We start from the raw sequence: 18,612 nt of genomic DNA, 5'->3' as shown, positions 1-18,612 counted from the left end.
TGTCATTCAAGAGGAACAGCCATGAAAGTTCTGGTGCCTGTCAAACGGGTCGTCGATTACAACGTGAAGGTGCGCGTCAAGAGCGACGGCACCGGGGTGGACATTGCCAACGTCAAGATGAGCATGAACCCCTTCGACGAGATCGCTGTCGAAGAAGCCGTGCGGCTGAAGGAAAAGGGCATCGTGACCGAAGTCATCGCCGTCTCGTGCGGCGATGCCAAGTGCCAGGAAACCCTGCGCACCGCGACGGCCATCGGCGCCGATCGCGGCATCCTGGTCGAGACCACCGAAGAGCTGCAACCGCTGGCCGTGGCCAAGCTGCTCAAGGCGCTGGTCGACAAGGAACAGCCCCAGCTGATCATCCTCGGCAAGCAAGCCATCGATGACGACGCGAACCAGACCGGCCAGATGCTGGCTGCCTTGGCCGACCTGCCGCAAGCCACCTTCGCCTCGAAGGTCGAGCTCGCAGCCGACAAGGTCACCGTCGCACGCGAAGTCGACGGCGGCATGGAAACGCTGACGCTCACGCTGCCCGCCGTCATCACGACCGACCTGCGCCTGAACGAGCCGCGCTACGTGACGCTGCCCAACATCATGAAGGCCAAGAAGAAGCAGCTCGATGTTTTCAAGCCCGAAGACCTGGGTGTGGACGTGAAGCCCCGCCTGAAGACCCTGAAGGTCAGCGAGCCGCCCAAGCGCGGTGCAGGCATCAAGGTGCCTGACGTTGCCACCCTGGTGGACAAGCTCAAGAACGAAGCCAAAGTGATCTGAGGAAGAAACGAACATGACCGCACTCGTCATTGCCGAACACGACCACGCCAGCATCAAGCCGGCCACCCTCAACACCGTGACTGCCGCCCTGGCTTGCGGTGGCGACGTCCACATCCTCGTGGCCGGTGCCAACGCAGCCGAAGCCGCCAAGGCCGCCGCGCAGATCGCCGGCGTGTCCAAGGTGATCGCTGCCGACAGCGCATCGCTGGCTGAAAACCTCGCCGAAAACGTCGCAGCCCAAGTGCTCGCGATCGCAGCGAACTACAGCCACATCCTGTTCCCCTCGACCGCCAACGGCAAGAACGTGGCTCCCCGCGTGGCTGCCAAGCTGGACGTGGCGCAGATCAGCGACATCACCAAGGTCGACAGCCCGGACACGTTCGAGCGCCCGATCTACGCCGGCAACGCGATCGCCACCGTGCAGAGCACCGACGCCACCAAGGTGATCACGGTTCGCACAACCGGCTTCGACGCTGCTGCAGCCACTGGCGGCAGCGCAGCGATCGAAACCGCTGAAGGCGTCGCAGACAGCGGCAAGAGCAGCTTCGTCGGCCGCGAAGTCACGAAGAGCGAACGCCCCGAACTGACGGCCGCGAAGATCATCGTCTCGGGTGGCCGCGCCCTGGGCAGCGCCGAGAAGTTCACCGAAGTGATGGCCCCGCTGGCCGACAAGCTCAACGCAGGCCTCGGCGCCAGCCGCGCAGCCGTCGACGCGGGCTACGCCCCGAACGACTGGCAAGTGGGCCAGACCGGCAAGATCGTCGCGCCGCAGCTGTACATCGCAGCGGGCATCTCGGGCGCCATCCAGCACTTGGCCGGCATGAAGGACTCGAAGGTCATCGTCGCGATCAACAAGGACGAAGAAGCACCGATCTTCTCGGTGGCCGACTACGGCCTCGTGGCCGACCTGTTCACGGCCGTGCCGGAACTCGTGAAGGCGCTGTAAGCGGCTGCGACAACGATGAAGACCCGCATCACCGAACTGCTCGGCATCCGCTACCCCATCATCCAGGGCGGCATGCAATGGGTGGGCCGCGCCGAGCTGGCCGCGGCCGTGTCGAACGCCGGCGGCCTCGGCATCCTCACCGCGCTCACGCAACCCACGCCCGACGACCTGCGCCACGAGATCGAGCGCACGCGCACGATGACCGACCGACCCTTCGGCGTGAACCTCACGATCCTGCCGGCGGTGAAGCCGCCGCCGTACGCCGAATACATCCAGGCCATCATCGACAGCGGCGTGAAGATCGTGGAGACCGCGGGCAACAGCCCGAAGGACTTCATCGAGGCCCTGAAGCGCCATGACGTGAAGATCGTCCACAAGTGCACCTCGGTGCGCCACGCGCTCTCGGCCGAGCGCAACGGCGTCGATGCGGTGTCGGTGGACGGTTTCGAATGCGCGGGCCACCCGGGCGAGGACGACGTACCCGGCCTCGTGCTGCTGCCGGTGGCGGCGCGCAAGCTGCGCATTCCGATCATCGCGTCGGGCGGCATCGCCGACGGCCGCGGCATGGCCGCCGCGCTGGCGCTGGGCGCCGAGGGCATCAACATGGGCACGCGCTTCTGCGTGACCCAGGAAGCGCCGATCCACGACAACATCAAGCAGGCGCTGGTGGCCGCGACCGAACGCGACACCAAGCTGATGTTCCGCACGCTGCACAACACGGCGCGCGTGTTCCGCAACGCGATCTCCGAAGAAGTGGTGGCCACCGAACGCCGTCCGGGCGGCTGCGAGTTCGAGGACATCCGTCCGCTGGTCGCCGGCGCACGCGGCCGCGCGGCGCTGGAATCGGGCGAGGTGCACAACGGCGTGGTCTCGGCCGGCCAGTGCATCGGGCTGATCGACGACATCCCGACGTGTGCTGAATTGCTGGAGCGCATGGTGCGTGAGTGCCGGGAGCATCTGGACCGGGCGCGCAGCTGGATGAACTGAAGCTCTGCCGCGCTCCCGCCGACGGGGTACCTTGCTCCGCGAATGTCCCCCGCCCTTCGGGCTCCTCCTTGATTTCGCTGCGCAAGGCACCCCATCGGCGTGAGCGTTCAGAGCCGCTTCGGGCTGATGCGGCATCGGGCCCACGAGGTCCATGCGCGGCGCATCGCAGAAGCTGCATTTGTTGGCGCTCGCCGAGACTTCGTGCCGCATGAACCGGCTACTTCGCCGGGTTCTTCTCTAGAGTGAATGCCCCTGTCACTCGACACCCCACCAAGGGAAGAAGAAAGGCGCAACACACCAAGCCACCACCGAGATGTTTGAAGGCTGCTTGCCTCGCGGCAGGTCGTCGGTGCGAAAGCAGCGATGCAGATGCGAGGTATCAAAAGGCGACGGCCGAGGTGTTACTAGCACCCCGACCGTCTAACCAAGTTCGTGCAATCACCTCTCAAGGAACCGCACAAAAATGGCTACCAAGACTATAGCCCGGCCAACTACGCCGGTAGCTTCCGAAGACAACGCCCAAGACCCGGCGGATCTTCTCGAAAACACCCTCTCGCAACTCGAAGCGCTCCTGTGGGTCTGCCACGGAGAAGGCGTCGACTGGTGCAGCGGTGACGGGCCTCGACAGCTAGACAACGTGCTTTGGCTTGCAGCCGATCTCGCTCGCAAGGCGGGAGAGCTGTTTCAGCTGAGCGAGAAGGCGCGACGCGCAGCGCTTGAGACCGGCGGTTAGCGGCCGGTCTGCGGGCCGCAGGGCGCTGGTGGCGGACGAAGATTTTCTGTAACTCGGCTTACGCAAACTGGCACATGACGCTCACTGCAAGGAGCGCATTGCCGTGCAAGAAATAGATCGCTGCAAGCGTGGCCCAGGACTACCATTCCATCGTTCACGTGCGGTTCGGCACGAGACTGCCGCGGACTGGTTGCTTACTCGTGCGAGGAGAGTCGCGATGGCAAGTCCAATGCATGTCAACAAGCTTCAGACGAAATCCCATGACGAACCGGATGAGGTTCGGGAGCCCGAAAAGACCCGGGTCGAAGTGGTCCGCCTCGAGGGCTACACGCTCGGACGCTTCAAGTTCGAGCCCGGGTGGCGCTGGTCGAAGTGCATCAAACCGGTCGTGGGCACGGACAGTTGCCAGGTGGCTCACGTCGGGTATGCGGTGTCCGGTCGCATCACCGTGCAAATGAATGACGGCTCGCAGACTGTCATTGAGGAAGGCATGTCGTACACCATTCCGCCGGGTCACGACGCATGGGTCGAAGGCAACGCTCCGTTCGTCGGCTTGGAGATGATGAGCGCAGAGGAATACGCAAAGTCCAAGAGCTGACCCGAGGTGAAAGGCCTGGCCGACTGCGCAGGTGTCGCGCAGCAGGCCGGCGTCGACCGCTGGCGTTTGGCCGATGGCACCCCTCTGCTCAGACCCGTCGAACGGCAGCAACCCGTCTGAAGCAGACATGCCCGACGGCAACTATGCAGCGATCGCGCTCTGTCGTGCGTCTGCAATTGACGTCCGCTTCTTGCTGGTGAACTGCCCTTCAACGCGGCTGCTCCGACTACCAGCGGGAAGAAAATCTGGCCACAAAAGCCGGGGGCGATTCAGTTCGCCCTGTGCTGTTAGCCTTACATGGTCGGCAGGGCCTCTGCCACGCCAACTCCGGCCATCGCGCCCAATTCAAGAAGTGAACTCACCATGACCAGCCCGCTGTACAACGCCTCCGTTCCCGTCATGCAGCAGATGCTGCGCGCCCTGTCCGACGTGCTCAAGAAGGCCGAAGACCAGGCGACGCAGAAAAATATCGATCCGAATGCGCTGCTGCAGGCACGGCTGTTCCCTGACATGTTTCCGCTGCTACGTCAGGTACAGATCGCCGCAGATTTCTCCAAGGGCATTGCCTCCCGCCTGGCAGGTGCCGAGGTGCCGTCCTGGCCCGACACCGAGGTCAGCTTCGCCGATCTGCAAGCGTTGATCGCCAAAGCTTTGGCCCATATCGGCTCCTTCAAGCCTGAGCAATTCGATTCAAGCGAGAGCCGCGAGATCGTCTTGCGCCCCGGCACCCCCAAGGAAAAGAAGCTGACCGCAAGCGCATACCTTCTGCACTATGGACTGCCGCAGTTTTTCTTCCACGTGACCACCACCTATGCCATCTTGCGTCACAACGGCATGGAGATCGGCAAGCGCGACTACATGGGTGCCTACTGACCCAAGACAGACAGGCGTTCGGCCACTCTGGCCACTGCCGCTCGACCAGCGCCTTGCACCAAGCCTGCTGGGCCCCAGGACTTCCGCTTCCGTGATGCTCCGGTCGACGACTTTCTCCTTGGCGACGACCGGCAAGATTGCCCCTGCGATCAGGAGGTCGTGCCGTTGGTCGCACCGTATCCGGGCTATCGACCGAAAACTTCCAATCACTGCATGGCCAGGTCCAGACCCATCCAATTGCAAAATTCAAAGGTGAGGAAGAGCACGAGGAACGCAGAAGCGACGAACGCCCCGCCCACCTTGATGGATGTCAGTACCACTGCAGCTGTCTTTTGATTCTTGTCCTTCTGTCCCCGTTCGTAATGCCACTTGACGGCTAAATACATGCCCACGCTGAGCACGAGAACTTTGAAAATAACAAAAGAGATAGGGATTGAATTCATGATTGAAGGGATATCAATGGTGACAGACGGCGAAGTGCCCGAGTGCGGCGAGTAGCTCAATAGACCGCTGAAGAAGCGGAAATCAATCAATCAATCTCACGACACGGTTGCGGTGAGCTAAAGGGGCGTCCGCAAGGCGCGTCGAAAGGCATGCAAGACATGGGTCGAAAGGCGGCGCAGTCTGCCTGCACCACAGAAGCACTCTCATCGTGCTGTCGAGTGTTCATCTTCCAGGCTGATACGTACAGAACCAGATCAGCTGAAAATTTTCGTATCAGATGCAAGGGGGCCGGTAGTCGCGCCGGGGCAGCCCGACGCCTGATATGACAATCTCTGGATCGGTCCAGAACGACCGTATCAGAAAGAGATGCCCATGAACCGCTACGAGAAGCTTGCCGACAACATCGCTCAGCGTATTCGCGCGGGTAGCCTGAAGGCGAACGATCGCCTTCCCTCCGTGCGCGAACTGAAGTCGCAAATGGGCATCAGTGCGTCCACCGTGTTCTCTGCTTACTACCTGCTGGAGGCGCAAGGGCTTGTCGAAGCTCGGCAGCGGTCGGGATACTTCGTTCGAGCGGGCGCGGAAATGCCGGCCAACGAACTCGCCGCCAGCGAGCCTGTCCTGCGGTCCATGTCGGTCGACGTCTCGTCGCTTGTCTTTCAGGTCCTAGCACAGGCTCGCGAGCGCGATATGGTCCCGCTCGGCTCGGCCTTTCCGTCGCCAGAGCTCTTTCCCTTCGAGCAACTTGCCGCCGGCCTGACGCGAGCGCTCAAGCGGATGGATCCTTGGCAGACCGTCGAAGATTTGTCGCCAGGAAACGCCCAATTACGCCATCAGATCTCCCTGCGTTACGGCAGCGTCGGGATGGATGTTCCTGCGTCTGAACTGGTTATCACCAGCGGGGCGATGGAAGCCCTCAATCTTGCGCTCGAATCGGTGACGCAGCCAGGCGACCTCGTGGCGATCGAAACGCCAACCTTTTATGGTGCGTTGCAGGCACTGGAGCGGCGCGGTCTTCGCGCGGTCGAGGTTGAGACCCACCCGCGAACAGGCGTAGATCTCGACTCTCTTGCTCGCGTGATCGACCAGCATCCGGTGAAGGCCTGCTGGTTCATGCCGACCTTCCAGAATCCAATGGGCTGCACCATGAGCGACGCAGCCAAAGAGCAACTGGTCAGCATGCTCGCCACTCGCGCCATACCGCTGATCGAAGACGACGTGTACGGCGAGCTCGCGCATGGGGCTCGGAGACCGCCACCAGCCAAGGCCTGGGACCGGGCTGGCTGGGTGCTGCACTGCAGTTCTTTCTCGAAATCCCTGGCACCCGGATATCGCATCGGTTGGGTCGCGGGCGGTCGCTTTGCAGCCACTTTGGGTCGCAACAAGTTGATGAGCTCGCTGGCGACGGCACTCCCTTCGCAACTGGCGTTGCAGGAGTACCTGCAACACAAGAGTTTCGATCGTCACCTGCGCGCCCTGCGGCATTCGCTCAGCCGCCAGCAGGCTGCATGCTTGCGATTTATCGATCGATACTTTCCAACTGGAACGCGGGTCACGCGTCCCGAGGGTGGCTATTTCCTGTGGCTCGCGCTGCCAGAAGGTGTCGACTCGCTCGCACTGCACCAGGACGCTCTTCGGCTCGGCATAGGCGTAGCGCCGGGCCATCTGTTTTCAGCCGACCGCCGATACACCCGGCACCTGCGCATCAACTACGGGTATCTCGGCGACCCGCGCTTGGAAGGGGCTATCAGGAGTCTTGGAGATCTCGCCAACGCGCAGCTGAAATCTACAACTGGGAAATCGGAGCCAATCTTCGAGCAACGTTCGTCGAGTCCCTAGTTAGCGTCAACGCAGGTCGAGGTCCGCCGCCTTCGACTGACTCTCAACGTCACGCGCGCCGCTTCTGTCCAGTCGCAGCTTAAAGAACCCGCAGCACCTCAAACTGCTGTCGGATGGGAGCGACCTGTATCGACACCTCATCACCCTCGCATTTGCCCAGCATTGCCCTGCCCAAAGGGGCTTCGCTGCTGATGACCTGAACAAGCTGAGTGCCGCTGACCAACGTCATGCTGCCCCCATCCGGGCCGAGAAAGAGCTGTTGCTGCTTGTCGTCTGAATCGACCAGGCAGACCAGCGAGCCGAGCTGTATGCCTTTGATGGCGTCGTAGGGACGCGGGCGGAATCGGCGCCAATTGGCCATCGCCTGGCGTATGGCTTCGGCGCGCCGGGCTTGGCCGGTGGCCAGGTAGGCGGCTTCGAGTCCCAAGGTGTCGTATTTGTTTTCGGCGATGTTCTCTTCGTGCGTCGCCGTTTCATGGGCTGCCCGCACGGCCTGTTCGGCTTGCAGCAGATCTTCGGCGAGCCGTTCCAGCACCTGCTGTTGCAGCAAGAATTTATCCATGACGAAAGATCGGTATCTCGAACAAGCGGGGGCAGGTTTTGATTATGAAGGGCGCCAGAAGCCTTCGACGCGGTCGAACGTCAACGCCGCAGCCGCACTCATCGTGCACAGGGCATCAGGTGCTCCCCGCAGCGAAATCAAGGAGGAGCGAAGCGGGGGACATTCGCGGAGGGGAGTACCCGGTGTCCTGTGCGCGCGCCCCGAAGGACCCCCAGCCGAGGCCGTCAACGCCCCACAACAGCTAAGGAAACCCCCGATATATGAATGGTCATTGACCCCCTAGGATCGAGCGCTGCTCGCCTGTCAAGGTGTACGGATCGCGTCCCGGCGTCCGCCCTGTGACATGGCGCCTGCCTCAGCTGCCCTTTCCTTCGATGACAACTCCTCCCGAGTCCGGCCCCACGCTGGACGCCGCCAGCCCCCTCCCCCCCGACATCGAAGCCGCCGACGAACCCACCAAGGTTCCCCTCGCCATCGAAGACTGGCTCACGGTCCTCATCATGGGCGCGCTGGCGCTCATTACCTTCGCCAACGTCATCGTCCGCTACTTCACCGACTCGTCCTTCGCGTGGACGGAAGAGTTTTCGGTGTTCCTGATGATCATGCTGGCGCTGGTGGCCGGCTCGGCCGCCGTGGCGCGCGACCGGCACATCCGCATCGAGTATTTCTCGGAGAGCGGCTCGATGGCGCGGCGCAAGCGCCTGGCGCAGTTCGGCGCGCTGATGATCGCCATCTTGTTCGCGCTGATCGGCGCGCTCAGCATCCGCATGGTGTGGGACGACTACCGCTTCGAGGAGACCACGCCCGGCATCGGGCTGCCGGCCTGGTGGTATTCGATCTGGCTGCCCATCGTGTCGTTCGCGATCGCGGGGCGCGCCATCGGCCTCATGGTCCGCCGTGGCCGCAAGACGAACTACAAGTCTGACGACAACAGCAACACCAGCAAGGGCGACGCCAAGTGATCGCCACCCTGCTCTTCGTCGCCTTCGTGCTCATGATGCTGGTGGGCGTGCCCATCGGCGCCGCGCTCGGCCTGGCGGGCGCCGCCTGCATTGCGCTGGCCAACGCCGACGCCCAGTGGTTCGGCCTGCTGGCCGTGCCGCAGAACTTCTACGCCGGGCTGGGCAAGTACCCGCTGCTGGCGATTCCGATGTTCGTGCTGGTCGGCTCCATCTTCGACCGCTCGGGCGTGGCGCTGCGCCTCGTCAACTTTGCCATCGCCATCGTGGGCCGCGGTCCCGGCATGCTGCCGCTGGTGGCGATTGCCGTGGCGATGTTCCTGGGCGGCATCTCGGGCTCGGGCCCGGCCAACGCCGCCGCCGTGGGCGCGGTGATGATCGCGGCCATGAGCCGCGCCGGTTATCCGCCGGCCTTCTCGGCCAGCGTGGTGGGCGCCGCGGCGGCCACCGACATTTTGATTCCGCCCTCGGTCGCGTTCATCGTGTACTCGGTGCTGGTGCCCGGCGCCTCGGTGCCGGCGCTGTTCGCGGCCGGCATGATCCCCGGCGTGATGGCCGGCCTGGCGCTGATGATTCCGGCCGTGTGGCTGGCGCGCAAGCACAAGATGGGCGCGCTCGAATCGACGCTGCCCCGCCCGCCGTTCTGGAAGAGCTTTCGCGACGCGATCTGGGGCCTGGCGGCGCCGGTGCTCATTTTGGGTGGCATGCGCGCGGGCTGGTTCACGCCGACCGAAGCGGCCGTGGTCGCGGTGTTCTACGGCCTGTTCGTGGGCATGTGCATCCACCGGACCATCAAGGTGCGCGACCTGTTCGTGATCTTGCGCGAGTCGGGCGAGCTGTCGGCGGTGATCCTGCTGGTGGTGTCGCTGGCGGGCATCTTCGCGTACTCGCTCTCGACGCTGGGCATCATCGATCCGGTGACGCAGGCCATCGTCAACTCCGGTTTGGGCGAGTACGGCATCCTGGCGCTGCTGATCCTGCTGCTCATCACCGTGGGCATGTTCCTGGACGGCGTGTCGATCTTCCTGATCTTCGTGCCGCTCTTGCTGCCCATCGTGCAGCACTACAAGTGGGACCCGGTGTGGTTCGGCGTGATCCTCACGCTGAAGGTGGCGCTGGGCCAGTTCACGCCGCCGCTGGCCGTCAACCTCATGGTCTCGTGCCGCATCGCCAAGGTGCGCATGGAAGAAACCGTGCAGTGGGTGGGCTGGATGCTGTTCTCGATGTTCGTGGTGATGGTGCTGGTGATCGCCTTCCCCGAACTCGCGCTCTGGCTGCCCCGCAAGCTGGGCTACTGATTTTTTCGTTCCATCGACCATCGACAAAGAGGAGACCTCTCTCATGAAATTCCGCCGCACCCTGCTCGGCCTTGCCGCTGTTGCCGCCACGCTCGGCCTGTTCTCGACCGGCGCGATGGCGCAGGCCGCCTACAAGCCCGAGTACAAAATGTCGCTGGTGCTGGGCCCGCCCACGCCGTGGGGCCAGGCCGGAAAGATCTGGGCCGACCTCGTGAAGGAGCGCACCCAGGGCCGCATCAACATCAAGCTGTACCCGGGCGTGTCGCTCATTCAAGGCGATCAGACGCGCGAGTTCAGCGCGCTGCGCCAGGGCGTGATCGACATGGCCGTGGGCTCGACCATCAACTGGTCGCCGCAGGTGAAGCAACTCAACCTGTTCTCCATGCCCTTCCTGATGCCCGACTACGCGGCCATCGACGCGCTCACGCAGGGCGAAGTGGGCAAGGACATGTTCAAGACGCTCGACAAGGCCGGCGTGGTGCCGCTTGCCTGGGGCGAGAACGGCTTCCGCGAAATCACCAACTCGAAGCGGCCGATCAAGTCGCCGGCCGACATCAAGGGCATGAAGATCCGCGTGGTCGGCTCGCCCATCTACTCCGACATGCTCACCGCGCTGGGCGCCAACCCCACGCAGATGAGCTGGGCCGACGCGCAGCCCGCGCTCGCCAGCGGTGCGGTCGACGGCCAGGAGAACCCGCTGTTCCTGTTCACCGTGCTCAAGATGCACACGGTGGGCCAGAAGTTCGTCACCACCTGGGGCTACGTGGCCGACCCGCTGGTGTTCGTGGTGAACAAGGAAATCTGGGCCTCGTGGACGCCGGCCGACCAGGCCATCGTGCGCCAGGCCGCACTCGACGCCGGCAAGCAGGAAATCGCCATCGCGCGCAAGGGCCTGGTCGAAGCCGACAAGCCCGTGCTGAAGGACATCGCGGCCATGGGCGTGACGGTGACCAACCTCACGCCGGCCGAGCGCGACGCCTTCGTGAAGGCCACGCGCCCGGTGTACGACAAGTGGAAGTCGACCGTCGGCACCGACCTGGTGGCGAAGGCCGAGAAGGCCATCGCGGCCCGCGCGAAGTAAGCAGCCCCGCGTTCCTTTCTTCCCTGTGCATCGGGGTGACGGGTGGTGGTGACGATCGCGACAATGTCGCTATGCATCCCACCCTGATCATCGACACGGACCCCGGCGCGGACGACATGATCGCGCTGCTGTTTGCCCTGGCGGCGCCCGAATCGCTGGCGATTCAGGCGCTGACCACGGTGGCAGGCAATGTCCCCCTGGCCAAGACCTCGCGCAATGCGCGCCTGGCCTGCGAATGGGCCGGACGGCCGGAGCTTCCGGTCTACGCGGGCGCCGAGCGGCCCCTGCAACGCACACCGATCTACGCCGCCAACATCCACGGCCGCGAAGGCCTCACCGGCGTGGCCGTGCACGACCCCGCCGTGCCGCTGGCCGCAGGCAGTGCCGTCGACTACCTCGTTCGCACGCTGCGCGCTGCGCCCGAGCACAGCGTGACGCTCGCCATGCTCGGCCCGCAGACCAACCTCGCGCTGGCGCTCGAACAGGCGCCCGACATCGTGCGCGGCCTGCGCGAGCTGGTGCTCATGGCCGGCGCGCACTTCAACGGCGGCAACATCACGCCGGTGGCGGAGTTCAACGTGTTCGCCGACCCGCACGCGGCCGAGGCGGTGCTGCAGTGCGGCGTGCCGATCACGATGCTGCCGCTGGACGTGACGCACAAGATCCTCACGAGCGATGCGCGCATTGCGCGGCTGCGCCAGCTGGGCAACCGCGCCGGCGCGATCGTCGCCGACATCCTCGATGCCTACGCGCCGCAGGAGATGGCCCACTACGGCATGCCCGGCGGCCCGGTGCACGACGCCACCGTGACGGCCTACCTGCTGCGCCCCGACCTGTTCCAGGGCCGCCGCATCCACGTCGAGATCGACAGCCGCGAAGGCATGGGCTTCGGCCAGACCGTGGCCGACTGGCACGGCAGCCTGAAGCGGCCCGCCAACGTGCAGTGGATCGTCGACGGCGATGCGCAGGGGTTCTTCGACCTGCTGACGGAGCACATCGCGCGGCTGCCCTGAAAAAGAAAAGCCACGCCGCAAAAATGCGCGTGGCCTTGAGGACTTTTTCCAGGGATACCGCGGAACCGGCTTTGCCGGGCCGCTGGTATCGCCCCCTGCAAGGGGGTTGGCGTAGCGACACGAAGTGCGCGAAGCCTGGGGGTTAGCCTAATGTTGCAGGATCTTGTTGAGGAAATCCTTGGTGCGCGGCTGGCGATTCTCGGGGTGATTGAAGAACTCGTCCTTCGGGCAGTCTTCCAGGATCTTGCCGCCCACGTCGATGAAGATCACGCGGCTCGCGACCTTGCGGGCGAAGGCCATTTCGTGCGTGACGACCATCATGGTCATGCCTTCCTTGGCCAAGGCCACCATCACGTCGAGCACTTCGCCGACCATCTCGGGGTCGAGTGCCGAGGTGGGCTCGTCGAACAGCATGACGATCGGGTCCATCGACAGCGCACGGGCAATCGCCACGCGCTGCTGCTGGCCGCCCGAGAGCTGGCCCGGGAACTTGTCCTTGTGCGCCATGAGGCCCACGCGGTCGAGCATTTTCAGGCCACGCACCTTGGCTTCGTCGGGCGTGCGGCCCAGCACCTTGATCTGCGCGATCGTGAGGTTCTCGGTCACCGACAGGTGCGGGAACAGCTCGAAGTGCTGGAACACCATGCCGACCTTGGAGCGCAGCTTGGGCAGGTTGGTCTTGGGGTCGTGCAGCGGAATGCCGTTGACGGTGATCTCGCCCTTCTGGAAGGGCTCGAGCGCGTTCACGGTCTTGATGAGCGTGGACTTGCCGGAACCCGACGGGCCGCACACCACCACCACATCGCCCTTGGAGATGTTCACCGAGCAGTCGTTGAGCACCTGCACCGGGCCGTACCACTTGGAGACGTTCTTGATTTCAATCATTTTTTCGGACATTTGTTTCTCTCCGGTTCAGTTCAGCCACTCAATCAATCAGCGAATGATGGCGATTTTCTTGTGCAGACGCTTGACCACATAAGACAGCGAATAGCAGATGATGAAGTAGACGACCGCGGCCAGCAGGTACGACTCCACCGGCCGGCCGAAATTCTTGCCGGAGGTTTCGAAGCCCTTGAGCAGGTCGTAGGCGCCGATGGCATACACCAGCGAGGTGTCCTGGAACAGGATGATGGTCTGTGTCAGCAGCACCGGCAGCATGTTGCGGAAGGCCTGCGGCAGGATCACGAGCCGCATGTTCTGCCCGTAGCTCATCCCCACGGCCTGGCCGGCATAGACCTGGCCGCGCGGGATCGACTGGATGCCCGCGCGCATGATCTCGCTGAAGTAGGCCGCCTCGAAGGCGATGAAGGTGATCATCGCGGAATACTCCGCGCCGATGGGCCGGCCGATGACGAAGGGCACCAGCAGGAAGAAGCCCAGGATCACCATCACCAGCGGGACGCTGCGCATGCCGTTGACGTAGATGGCCGCCGGCATGTCCAGCCACTTCTTGCCCGACAGGCGCATGAGCGCCAGCACGGTACCGAAGACGATGCCGCCCAGGGTGGCCACGACCGTGAGGAACACGCTGAAGTAGAAGCCCTTCAGCACGTAGTTGCTGATGACGCCCCAGTCGTAGAAGGAAAAGTCGAGGTTCATCATGTCAGTGACCTCCGCCGGTGCCCGCGGCAACGAAGCCCGGGACACGCGCCTTCTTCTCGATGTGGGCCATGAGCCGGTTGATCACCAGCGCCGAGAAGATATAGAGCAGCACGACACCGATGTAGATTTCCATGTTGCGCCCGGTTTCCTCGCCAGCCTGCAGGTAGAACTGCGTGAGTTCCGCGATCGACACCGCGAAGGCCACCGACGAGTTCTTGAAGATGTTCATCGACTCGCTGGTCAGCGGCGGCAGGATGATGCGGTAGGCCATCGGCAGGATGACGTAGCGGTAGTACTGCAGCGTGGTGAAACCCACCGCCATGCCCGCATAGCGCTGGCCCTTGGGCAGCGCCTGGATGCCCGAGCGCAACTGCTCGGCAATGCGCGCCGATGTGAACAGGCCCAGCGCGACCACCACCAGCACGAAGGGCGGGAAATCGCGCATGACGGGGAACAGCGACGGCACCACGTGGTACCAGAGGAAGATCTGCACCAGCAAGGGAATGTTGCGGAACAGCTCGACCCAGGCGTTGCCGAATCGCACCAGCCACGGGTTGTCGGGCAGCGTGCGCAGGATGCCGATGGCCGATCCGACGACCAGGGCGATGATCAGTGCGCACAGCGACACCGACACCGTCCAGCCCCAGGCGGACATCATCCAGTTGAGATACGTAGATGCACCGCCCGTACCGAAGCAGCCTGGAACGATGTCACCATCGATCGTGTCTTTACAAAAGACCTGCCAGTCCCATGCCATGGGGAACTCCTCGTCTTGTCGTTTCTTCTATCTATGAAAAAAACAAACGCCCACCTTGAGGGCGGGCGCTTGTTGATCGGATCACGCCAAATGGATTACTTCTTGGCGTAGTCTTCCATTGGCTTGTTGTTCGGGTTGGCCCAGGCTGCCTTGGTGGCGTCCGACAGCGGCAGGTTCAGCGCCGTGTTGGTCGGGGGAACGGGCTGCATGAACCACTTGTCGTACAGCTTGGTCAGCGAGCCGTCCTTGATCTGGCGGGCAATGGACTCGTTGACCGCCTTCAGGAAGGCCTCGTCGCCCTTGCGCACCATGCAGGCGATCGGCTCGACCGACAGCTCGGGGCCGACGATGGTGTAGTCCTTCGGTGCCTTGGACTTGGAGATGTTGGCGGCCAGGATCGAGCCGTCCATCACGAAGGCGTCGGCACGGCCGGTTTCGAGCAGCAGGAAGCTGTCGGCGTGGTCCTTGCCCATGACTTCCTTGAAGTCGATGCTCTGGGCGCGTTCGTTCTTGCGCAGGGTCTGAACCGAGGTGGTGCCGGTGGTGGTGGCCACGGTCTTGCCGTTCAGGTCCTTCAGGTCCTTGATGCCCGAGCTGGCCTTGACGGCGATGCGCACCACTTCCACGTAGGTGGTCGAGGCAAAGTCGACGTCCTTCTGGCGGGTGGCATTGTTGGTGGTGGAGCCGCACTCCAGGTCCACGGTGCCGTTCTGCACCAGCGGGATGCGGTTCTGGGACGTGACGGGCACGTAGTTGACGGTGAGCTTCTTGCCCGCGGTCTTGCCCAGGTCTTCGATGATGCGTTCGCCCATCTCGGTGTGGAAGCCCACGTATTTGCCATTGCCCAGGGTGAAGGACAGCGCGGACGAATCGCGCACACCGAGGGCGACGGCACCGCTGCCCTTGATCTTGGCCAGCGTGTCATTGGCCTGTGCAAAGGCGCCGCTGGTGGCGAGCGCTGCGACAGCCAATGCCAATACTTGTTTTTTCATACGGAAAGCTCCTGAGGGTGACTGAAACAAATAGAACGAAATTCTAGACATTCGCATTTTGCGGGATACCCGGACCAACCCGGTGCATCCCACGGGCATCGTCGCCCGCCTCGCACCGGCCGCGCCCATCAAGGCGCCAGCCTGGTGCAATCCAGACATTTCGCATTGTCCGACTTTCACTAAGCAGCCTTTGTGCCCGGCATTCGGGCGGCTGTGCGTGGCGCAAGCAGTACCGGCGATCCCGGCGTGCAACAGCCGAAAAAAACTGCCGCGACTGTAGTGGCGCCGGGGTCCGGCCGCCAATGCTGATTGCGGGGCCCGGTATGCGCGGTGCTTATAGATTGTGCAGTGCACAAATCCGGCCGCCTTTGGGCGGGGGTCAGTGCGGCGGCTGGGTTCCGACCAGGTACGACCACAGCGCGTCGGCCGTGCGCTTGGGCTGCATGCTTTCCGAGAGCCCGGCCCGCGCGGCCGAACGGCTGGCGCCGGCCTTCACCGGGACCGGCGCGCTGGGCCGCTCGCGGTAGGCGCGGATTTCCATCTTGGCCTCGAGGCTGTCGATCTCGGGCGGCAGCGCGCTCACGAGCTTGCGTGCCTTGATCTCCTTGCGCACCGCGCTCTGCGGCAGGAAGGCGATGCCGTGGCCTTCGAGCGCCATCACCTTCAGGCCTTCGGCCATGTCGGTCTCGTAGACGCGATCGAGGTGGATGGCAGTGCCCGACTCTTTCAGCAACTGGTCGACCACGCGCCCGAGGTACGCGCCCGGCGCATAGCCCAGGTAGGGCAGCGGCTGGCCCGGGCGGCCCGGCAGCCGGTAGCGCGGCGCGCCCTCGGCATCGGCCTTGACCCAGGGGGCGACGGTTTCCTCGCCGAGGCTGACCATCTCGTACTTGTTGGCATCGAGCTGCAGCGGCTGCGAGGGATGGTGGTAGGCAATGAGCAGGTCGCAGCTGCCCTCGACCAGCCGCAGCACCGCGTCATGCACGTTGAGTGCGATGAGCCGGCTCTTGATCGGCCCGAAGTGCTCGCGCAGGCTGGTGACCCACGACGGGAAGAAGGTGAAGGCCAGCGTGTGCGGCACGGCGATCTCGATCACGTCCTGGCCGGCGGCCGAGTGCCCGCGCAGCATGGCGCGCGTGCTCTGCAGCGACTGCAGCATCTCGATGGCCTGGCTGTAGAGCGTCTGGCCCGCGGGCGTGAGGCGCGTGGGGTACGAGCTGCGGTCGACCAGGTCGGTGCCGGCCCATCCCTCGAGCGCCTGGATGCGCCGCGAGAACGCCGGCTGCGTCACGTGCCTCAACTGGGCCGAGCGGCTGAAGCTGCGGGTTTCCGCCAAGCTGATGAAGTCTTCAAGCCACTTTGTTTCCATACGCGGCGATTATGCGAGCGCCGCGCCATACTGGGCGCCCCCTCCTTTTCCCGCATTCGCCATGTCTTTCGACGCCTTGCAAGACTTGCCCGACCTCAGCGCCACCGAACTCTCGCGCTGCATCGCGGCCCGCGACGTGTCCTGCCGCGAGGTGATGCAGGCGTCGCTCGCCCGCATCGACGCGCTCAACCCGCAATTCAACGCCATCGTCTCGCTGCGCGACCCGGCGCAGTTGCTGGCCGAGGCCGACGAACGCGACGCCGAACTGGCGCGCGGCGAACGGCACGGCTGGATGCACGGCTTTCCGCTGGCCGTGAAAGACCTGAGCCATGCCGCCGGCCTGCCGACCTCGATGGGCTCGCCGCTGTCGCCGCGCTCGCCCGCGCGCACCGACAGCCTGCACGTCGCGCGCATGCGCGCGGCCGGCGCCGTCGTCATCGGCAAGACCAACACGCCCGAGTTCGGGCTCGGCTCGCACACCTACAACACGGTGTTCGGCATCACGCGCAACGCCTACGCGCCCGACCGCAGCGCGGGCGGCAGCAGCGGCGGCGCGGCCGTGGCGCTGGCCCTGGGCATGCTGCCCGTGGCCGACGGCAGCGACATGATGGGATCGCTGCGCAACCCCGCCGCCTTCAACAACGTGATCGGCATGCGCCCTTCGCGCGGTCGCGTGCCCGGCGACCCGGAGCAGGAACTCTTCTTCCAGCAGCTGGGCTGCGAGGGCCCGATGGCGCGCACGGTGGAAGACGCCGCGCGGCTGCTCGCGGTGCAGGCGGGCTTCGACACGCGCGTGCCGCTGTCGTCGCCACATGCCCTGCCCTCGCCCGACGACATCGCGCTCGACGGCGACGGCAAGGGCCTGCGCATCGGCTGGCTCGGCAGCGTGTGGCCCGAGTTGCCGCTGGCACCGGGCGTGCGCGAACTCGGCGAACAGGCGCTCGACACCTTCCGCGCCATCGGCTGCGAGGTCGAACCCTGCACGCTCGACGTTCCGCGCGAGCACAACTGGAGCGCCTGGCTGCGATTGAGGCAACTGCTGGTGGGCGGCAAGCTCGGCGCCTACGTGAGCGACCCGAAGCTCTTCGCCCAGCTCAAGCCCGAGGCGCAATGGGAGATCGAGCAGAGCCGCCACCTCGACGCCGCCTCGCTGTACCAGGCCTCGCTCTATCGCTCGAACGTGTACCGCGCATTCCTGAAGCTCTTCGAGCGCTTCGACTTCGTGCTCGCGCCGACCGCGCAGGTGTTCCCCTTCGACGCCGACCTGCACTGGCCGGCCGAGGTGAACGGCGTGAAGAGCGACACCTACCACCGCTGGATGGAGATCGTCACGCCCTTCACGCTGGCGGGCCTGCCGACGCTCAATGTGCGCGCGGGCTTCGGCGACGGCGGGCTGCCGATGGGGCTGCAGCTGGCGGGGCCGATCCATGCGGACATGGACGTGCTGCGGCTCGGGCATGCGTACGACCAGGCCTGCGACTGGGGCGCGCGGCGCCCGTCTGCATTGGACTGACTCCCTCCCCTTCCGGGGGAGGGCGGGGGTGGGGGCAAGCGGCCGTCGATCGAGCGCTGCCTGCATTGCAAGCGCCGTCTGCCCCCATCCCAACCTTCCCCCAGAGGGGGAAGGAGCAAGACCCACGCGTGCGGATGCGGCGCGCGGCGCCCTCCGGTTTTGGCTTGACTCCCTCCCCTTCCGGGGGAGGGCGGGGGTGGGGGCAAGCGGCCGTCAATCGAGCGCTGCCTGCATTGCAAGCGCCGTCTGCCCCCATCCCAACCTTCCCCCAGAGG

19 protein-coding genes are annotated in these 18,612 nt (G+C 64.5%); 12 read left to right on the top strand and 7 right to left on the bottom strand.

All coding sequences use genetic code 11. The features are described 5' to 3' along the window. The first annotated feature begins 21 nt into the window (after positions 1-21). The 6 genes from RZE79_RS03765 to RZE79_RS03740 all read left to right on the top strand — a co-directional run bounded on the left by RZE79_RS03765 (position 22) and on the right by RZE79_RS03740 (position 4,908). Positions 22-771, top strand: a complete 750-nt coding sequence (locus RZE79_RS03765) for an electron transfer flavoprotein subunit beta/FixA family protein (protein WP_319359077.1) — start codon at positions 22-24, stop codon at positions 769-771. Positions 772-784: 13 nt separating this feature from the next. After that, entirely contained in the window at positions 785-1,717 is a 933-nt protein-coding gene (locus RZE79_RS03760; RefSeq protein WP_319359076.1) for an FAD-binding protein, read from the top strand. A 15-nt stretch (positions 1,718-1,732) separates the two neighbouring features. Further along, entirely contained in the window at positions 1,733-2,704 is a 972-nt protein-coding gene (locus tag RZE79_RS03755) for a nitronate monooxygenase family protein (RefSeq protein WP_319359075.1), read from the top strand. A 463-nt stretch (positions 2,705-3,167) separates the two neighbouring features. Further along, positions 3,168-3,437 carry a hypothetical protein gene (locus RZE79_RS03750; RefSeq protein WP_319359074.1) on the top strand — a complete coding sequence of 90 codons (270 nt, stop codon included), beginning with the start codon at positions 3,168-3,170 and terminating at the stop codon, positions 3,435-3,437. A gap of 217 nt (positions 3,438-3,654) precedes the next feature. Next, entirely contained in the window at positions 3,655-4,035 is a 381-nt protein-coding gene (locus RZE79_RS03745; RefSeq protein WP_153280721.1) for a cupin domain-containing protein, read from the top strand. Between the two features lie 363 nt (positions 4,036-4,398). Then, positions 4,399-4,908, top strand: coding sequence for a DUF1993 domain-containing protein (locus RZE79_RS03740; protein WP_319359073.1), 510 nt, complete (start codon positions 4,399-4,401; stop codon positions 4,906-4,908). A gap of 206 nt (positions 4,909-5,114) precedes the next feature. Here RZE79_RS03740 and RZE79_RS03735 read toward each other — a convergent pair whose 3' ends face one another. Beyond that, positions 5,115-5,441 carry a hypothetical protein gene (locus RZE79_RS03735; RefSeq protein WP_319359072.1) on the bottom strand — a complete coding sequence of 109 codons (327 nt, stop codon included), beginning with the start codon at positions 5,439-5,441 and terminating at the stop codon, positions 5,115-5,117. A gap of 283 nt (positions 5,442-5,724) precedes the next feature. On the opposite strand from RZE79_RS03735, the gene RZE79_RS03730 reads away from it, so the two are divergent. Next, positions 5,725-7,191: a PLP-dependent aminotransferase family protein gene (locus RZE79_RS03730; RefSeq protein ID WP_319359071.1), complete on the top strand. Its 1,467-nt coding sequence runs from the start codon at positions 5,725-5,727 to the stop codon at positions 7,189-7,191. Between the two features lie 79 nt (positions 7,192-7,270). Here the strand turns inward: RZE79_RS03730 and RZE79_RS03725 are convergent, their stop codons facing one another. After that, entirely contained in the window at positions 7,271-7,753 is a 483-nt protein-coding gene (locus tag RZE79_RS03725) for a GreA/GreB family elongation factor (RefSeq protein ID WP_099794983.1), read from the bottom strand. Between the two features lie 374 nt (positions 7,754-8,127). Here RZE79_RS03725 and RZE79_RS03720 point away from each other — a divergent pair, with 374 nt between their 5' ends. The 4 genes from RZE79_RS03720 to RZE79_RS03705 all read left to right on the top strand — a co-directional run bounded on the left by RZE79_RS03720 (position 8,128) and on the right by RZE79_RS03705 (position 12,104). Continuing rightward, a complete protein-coding gene (locus tag RZE79_RS03720) occupies positions 8,128-8,715 on the top strand; it encodes a TRAP transporter small permease (RefSeq protein ID WP_319359070.1) in 588 nt (195 codons plus the stop codon). After that, positions 8,712-10,010: a TRAP transporter large permease gene (locus RZE79_RS03715; RefSeq protein WP_192194893.1), complete on the top strand. Its 1,299-nt coding sequence runs from the start codon at positions 8,712-8,714 to the stop codon at positions 10,008-10,010. Before RZE79_RS03720 ends, RZE79_RS03715 begins: the two co-directional genes overlap by 4 nt. Before the next feature lie 43 nt (positions 10,011-10,053). Then, positions 10,054-11,091 (top strand): DctP family TRAP transporter solute-binding subunit, encoded by a 1,038-nt coding sequence (locus RZE79_RS03710; protein WP_319359069.1) that lies wholly within the window; start codon positions 10,054-10,056, stop codon positions 11,089-11,091. A 71-nt stretch (positions 11,092-11,162) separates the two neighbouring features. Then, positions 11,163-12,104 (top strand): nucleoside hydrolase, encoded by a 942-nt coding sequence (locus tag RZE79_RS03705; RefSeq protein WP_319359068.1) that lies wholly within the window; start codon positions 11,163-11,165, stop codon positions 12,102-12,104. Positions 12,105-12,251: 147 nt separating this feature from the next. Here the strand turns inward: RZE79_RS03705 and RZE79_RS03700 are convergent, their stop codons facing one another. From RZE79_RS03700 to RZE79_RS03680, 5 genes are all read right to left on the bottom strand, one after another. Continuing rightward, complete coding sequence (locus RZE79_RS03700; RefSeq protein WP_101490176.1) at positions 12,252-12,989, bottom strand: amino acid ABC transporter ATP-binding protein; 738 nt, start codon at positions 12,987-12,989, stop codon at positions 12,252-12,254. Between the two features lie 48 nt (positions 12,990-13,037). Beyond that, positions 13,038-13,706, bottom strand: coding sequence for an amino acid ABC transporter permease (locus tag RZE79_RS03695; RefSeq protein ID WP_194274010.1), 669 nt, complete (start codon positions 13,704-13,706; stop codon positions 13,038-13,040). 1 nt (position 13,707) lies between these two features. After that, positions 13,708-14,463, bottom strand: a complete 756-nt coding sequence (locus RZE79_RS03690; RefSeq protein WP_056575887.1) for an amino acid ABC transporter permease — start codon at positions 14,461-14,463, stop codon at positions 13,708-13,710. 95 nt (positions 14,464-14,558) lie between these two features. Continuing rightward, the gene (locus tag RZE79_RS03685; protein WP_319359067.1) at positions 14,559-15,455 is read right to left on the bottom strand and encodes a transporter substrate-binding domain-containing protein; all 897 of its coding nucleotides are present in this window, start codon (positions 15,453-15,455) and stop codon (positions 14,559-14,561) included. 379 nt (positions 15,456-15,834) lie between these two features. Further along, positions 15,835-16,824, bottom strand: coding sequence for a LysR substrate-binding domain-containing protein (locus RZE79_RS03680; protein ID WP_153280726.1), 990 nt, complete (start codon positions 16,822-16,824; stop codon positions 15,835-15,837). A gap of 61 nt (positions 16,825-16,885) precedes the next feature. On the opposite strand from RZE79_RS03680, the gene RZE79_RS03675 reads away from it, so the two are divergent. Then, entirely contained in the window at positions 16,886-18,337 is a 1,452-nt protein-coding gene (locus RZE79_RS03675; RefSeq protein WP_319359066.1) for an amidase, read from the top strand. The last annotated feature ends 275 nt before the right edge of the window (positions 18,338-18,612 follow it).

The sequence above is a fragment of the Variovorax sp. EBFNA2 genome (assembly GCF_033802765.1).
In the GTDB taxonomy this organism is placed as follows: domain Bacteria; phylum Pseudomonadota; class Gammaproteobacteria; order Burkholderiales; family Burkholderiaceae_C; genus Variovorax; species Variovorax paradoxus_H.
This window is presented reverse-complemented; position numbering and strand designations above follow the sequence as displayed.

Excerpts from the sequence above, each read along its gene's own strand:
- RZE79_RS03765 (WP_319359077.1), top strand. The coding sequence starts at position 22 with ATGAAAGTTCTGGTGCCTGTCAAACGGGTCGTCGATTACAACGTGAAG.
- RZE79_RS03760 (WP_319359076.1), top strand. The coding sequence starts at position 785 with ATGACCGCACTCGTCATTGCCGAACACGACCACGCCAGCATCAAGCCG.
- RZE79_RS03755 (WP_319359075.1), top strand. The coding sequence starts at position 1,733 with ATGAAGACCCGCATCACCGAACTGCTCGGCATCCGCTACCCCATCATC.
- RZE79_RS03750 (WP_319359074.1), top strand. The coding sequence starts at position 3,168 with ATGGCTACCAAGACTATAGCCCGGCCAACTACGCCGGTAGCTTCCGAA.
- RZE79_RS03745 (WP_153280721.1), top strand. The coding sequence starts at position 3,655 with ATGGCAAGTCCAATGCATGTCAACAAGCTTCAGACGAAATCCCATGAC.
- RZE79_RS03740 (WP_319359073.1), top strand. The coding sequence starts at position 4,399 with ATGACCAGCCCGCTGTACAACGCCTCCGTTCCCGTCATGCAGCAGATG.
- RZE79_RS03730 (WP_319359071.1), top strand. The coding sequence starts at position 5,725 with ATGAACCGCTACGAGAAGCTTGCCGACAACATCGCTCAGCGTATTCGC.
- RZE79_RS03725 (WP_099794983.1), bottom strand. The coding sequence starts at position 7,753 with ATGGATAAATTCTTGCTGCAACAGCAGGTGCTGGAACGGCTCGCCGAA.
- RZE79_RS03720 (WP_319359070.1), top strand. The coding sequence starts at position 8,128 with ATGACAACTCCTCCCGAGTCCGGCCCCACGCTGGACGCCGCCAGCCCC.
- RZE79_RS03710 (WP_319359069.1), top strand. The coding sequence starts at position 10,054 with ATGAAATTCCGCCGCACCCTGCTCGGCCTTGCCGCTGTTGCCGCCACG.
- RZE79_RS03705 (WP_319359068.1), top strand. The coding sequence starts at position 11,163 with ATGCATCCCACCCTGATCATCGACACGGACCCCGGCGCGGACGACATG.
- RZE79_RS03700 (WP_101490176.1), bottom strand. The coding sequence starts at position 12,989 with ATGATTGAAATCAAGAACGTCTCCAAGTGGTACGGCCCGGTGCAGGTG.
- RZE79_RS03695 (WP_194274010.1), bottom strand. The coding sequence starts at position 13,706 with ATGATGAACCTCGACTTTTCCTTCTACGACTGGGGCGTCATCAGCAAC.
- RZE79_RS03690 (WP_056575887.1), bottom strand. The coding sequence starts at position 14,463 with ATGGCATGGGACTGGCAGGTCTTTTGTAAAGACACGATCGATGGTGAC.
- RZE79_RS03685 (WP_319359067.1), bottom strand. The coding sequence starts at position 15,455 with ATGAAAAAACAAGTATTGGCATTGGCTGTCGCAGCGCTCGCCACCAGC.
- RZE79_RS03680 (WP_153280726.1), bottom strand. The coding sequence starts at position 16,824 with ATGGAAACAAAGTGGCTTGAAGACTTCATCAGCTTGGCGGAAACCCGC.
- RZE79_RS03675 (WP_319359066.1), top strand. The coding sequence starts at position 16,886 with ATGTCTTTCGACGCCTTGCAAGACTTGCCCGACCTCAGCGCCACCGAA.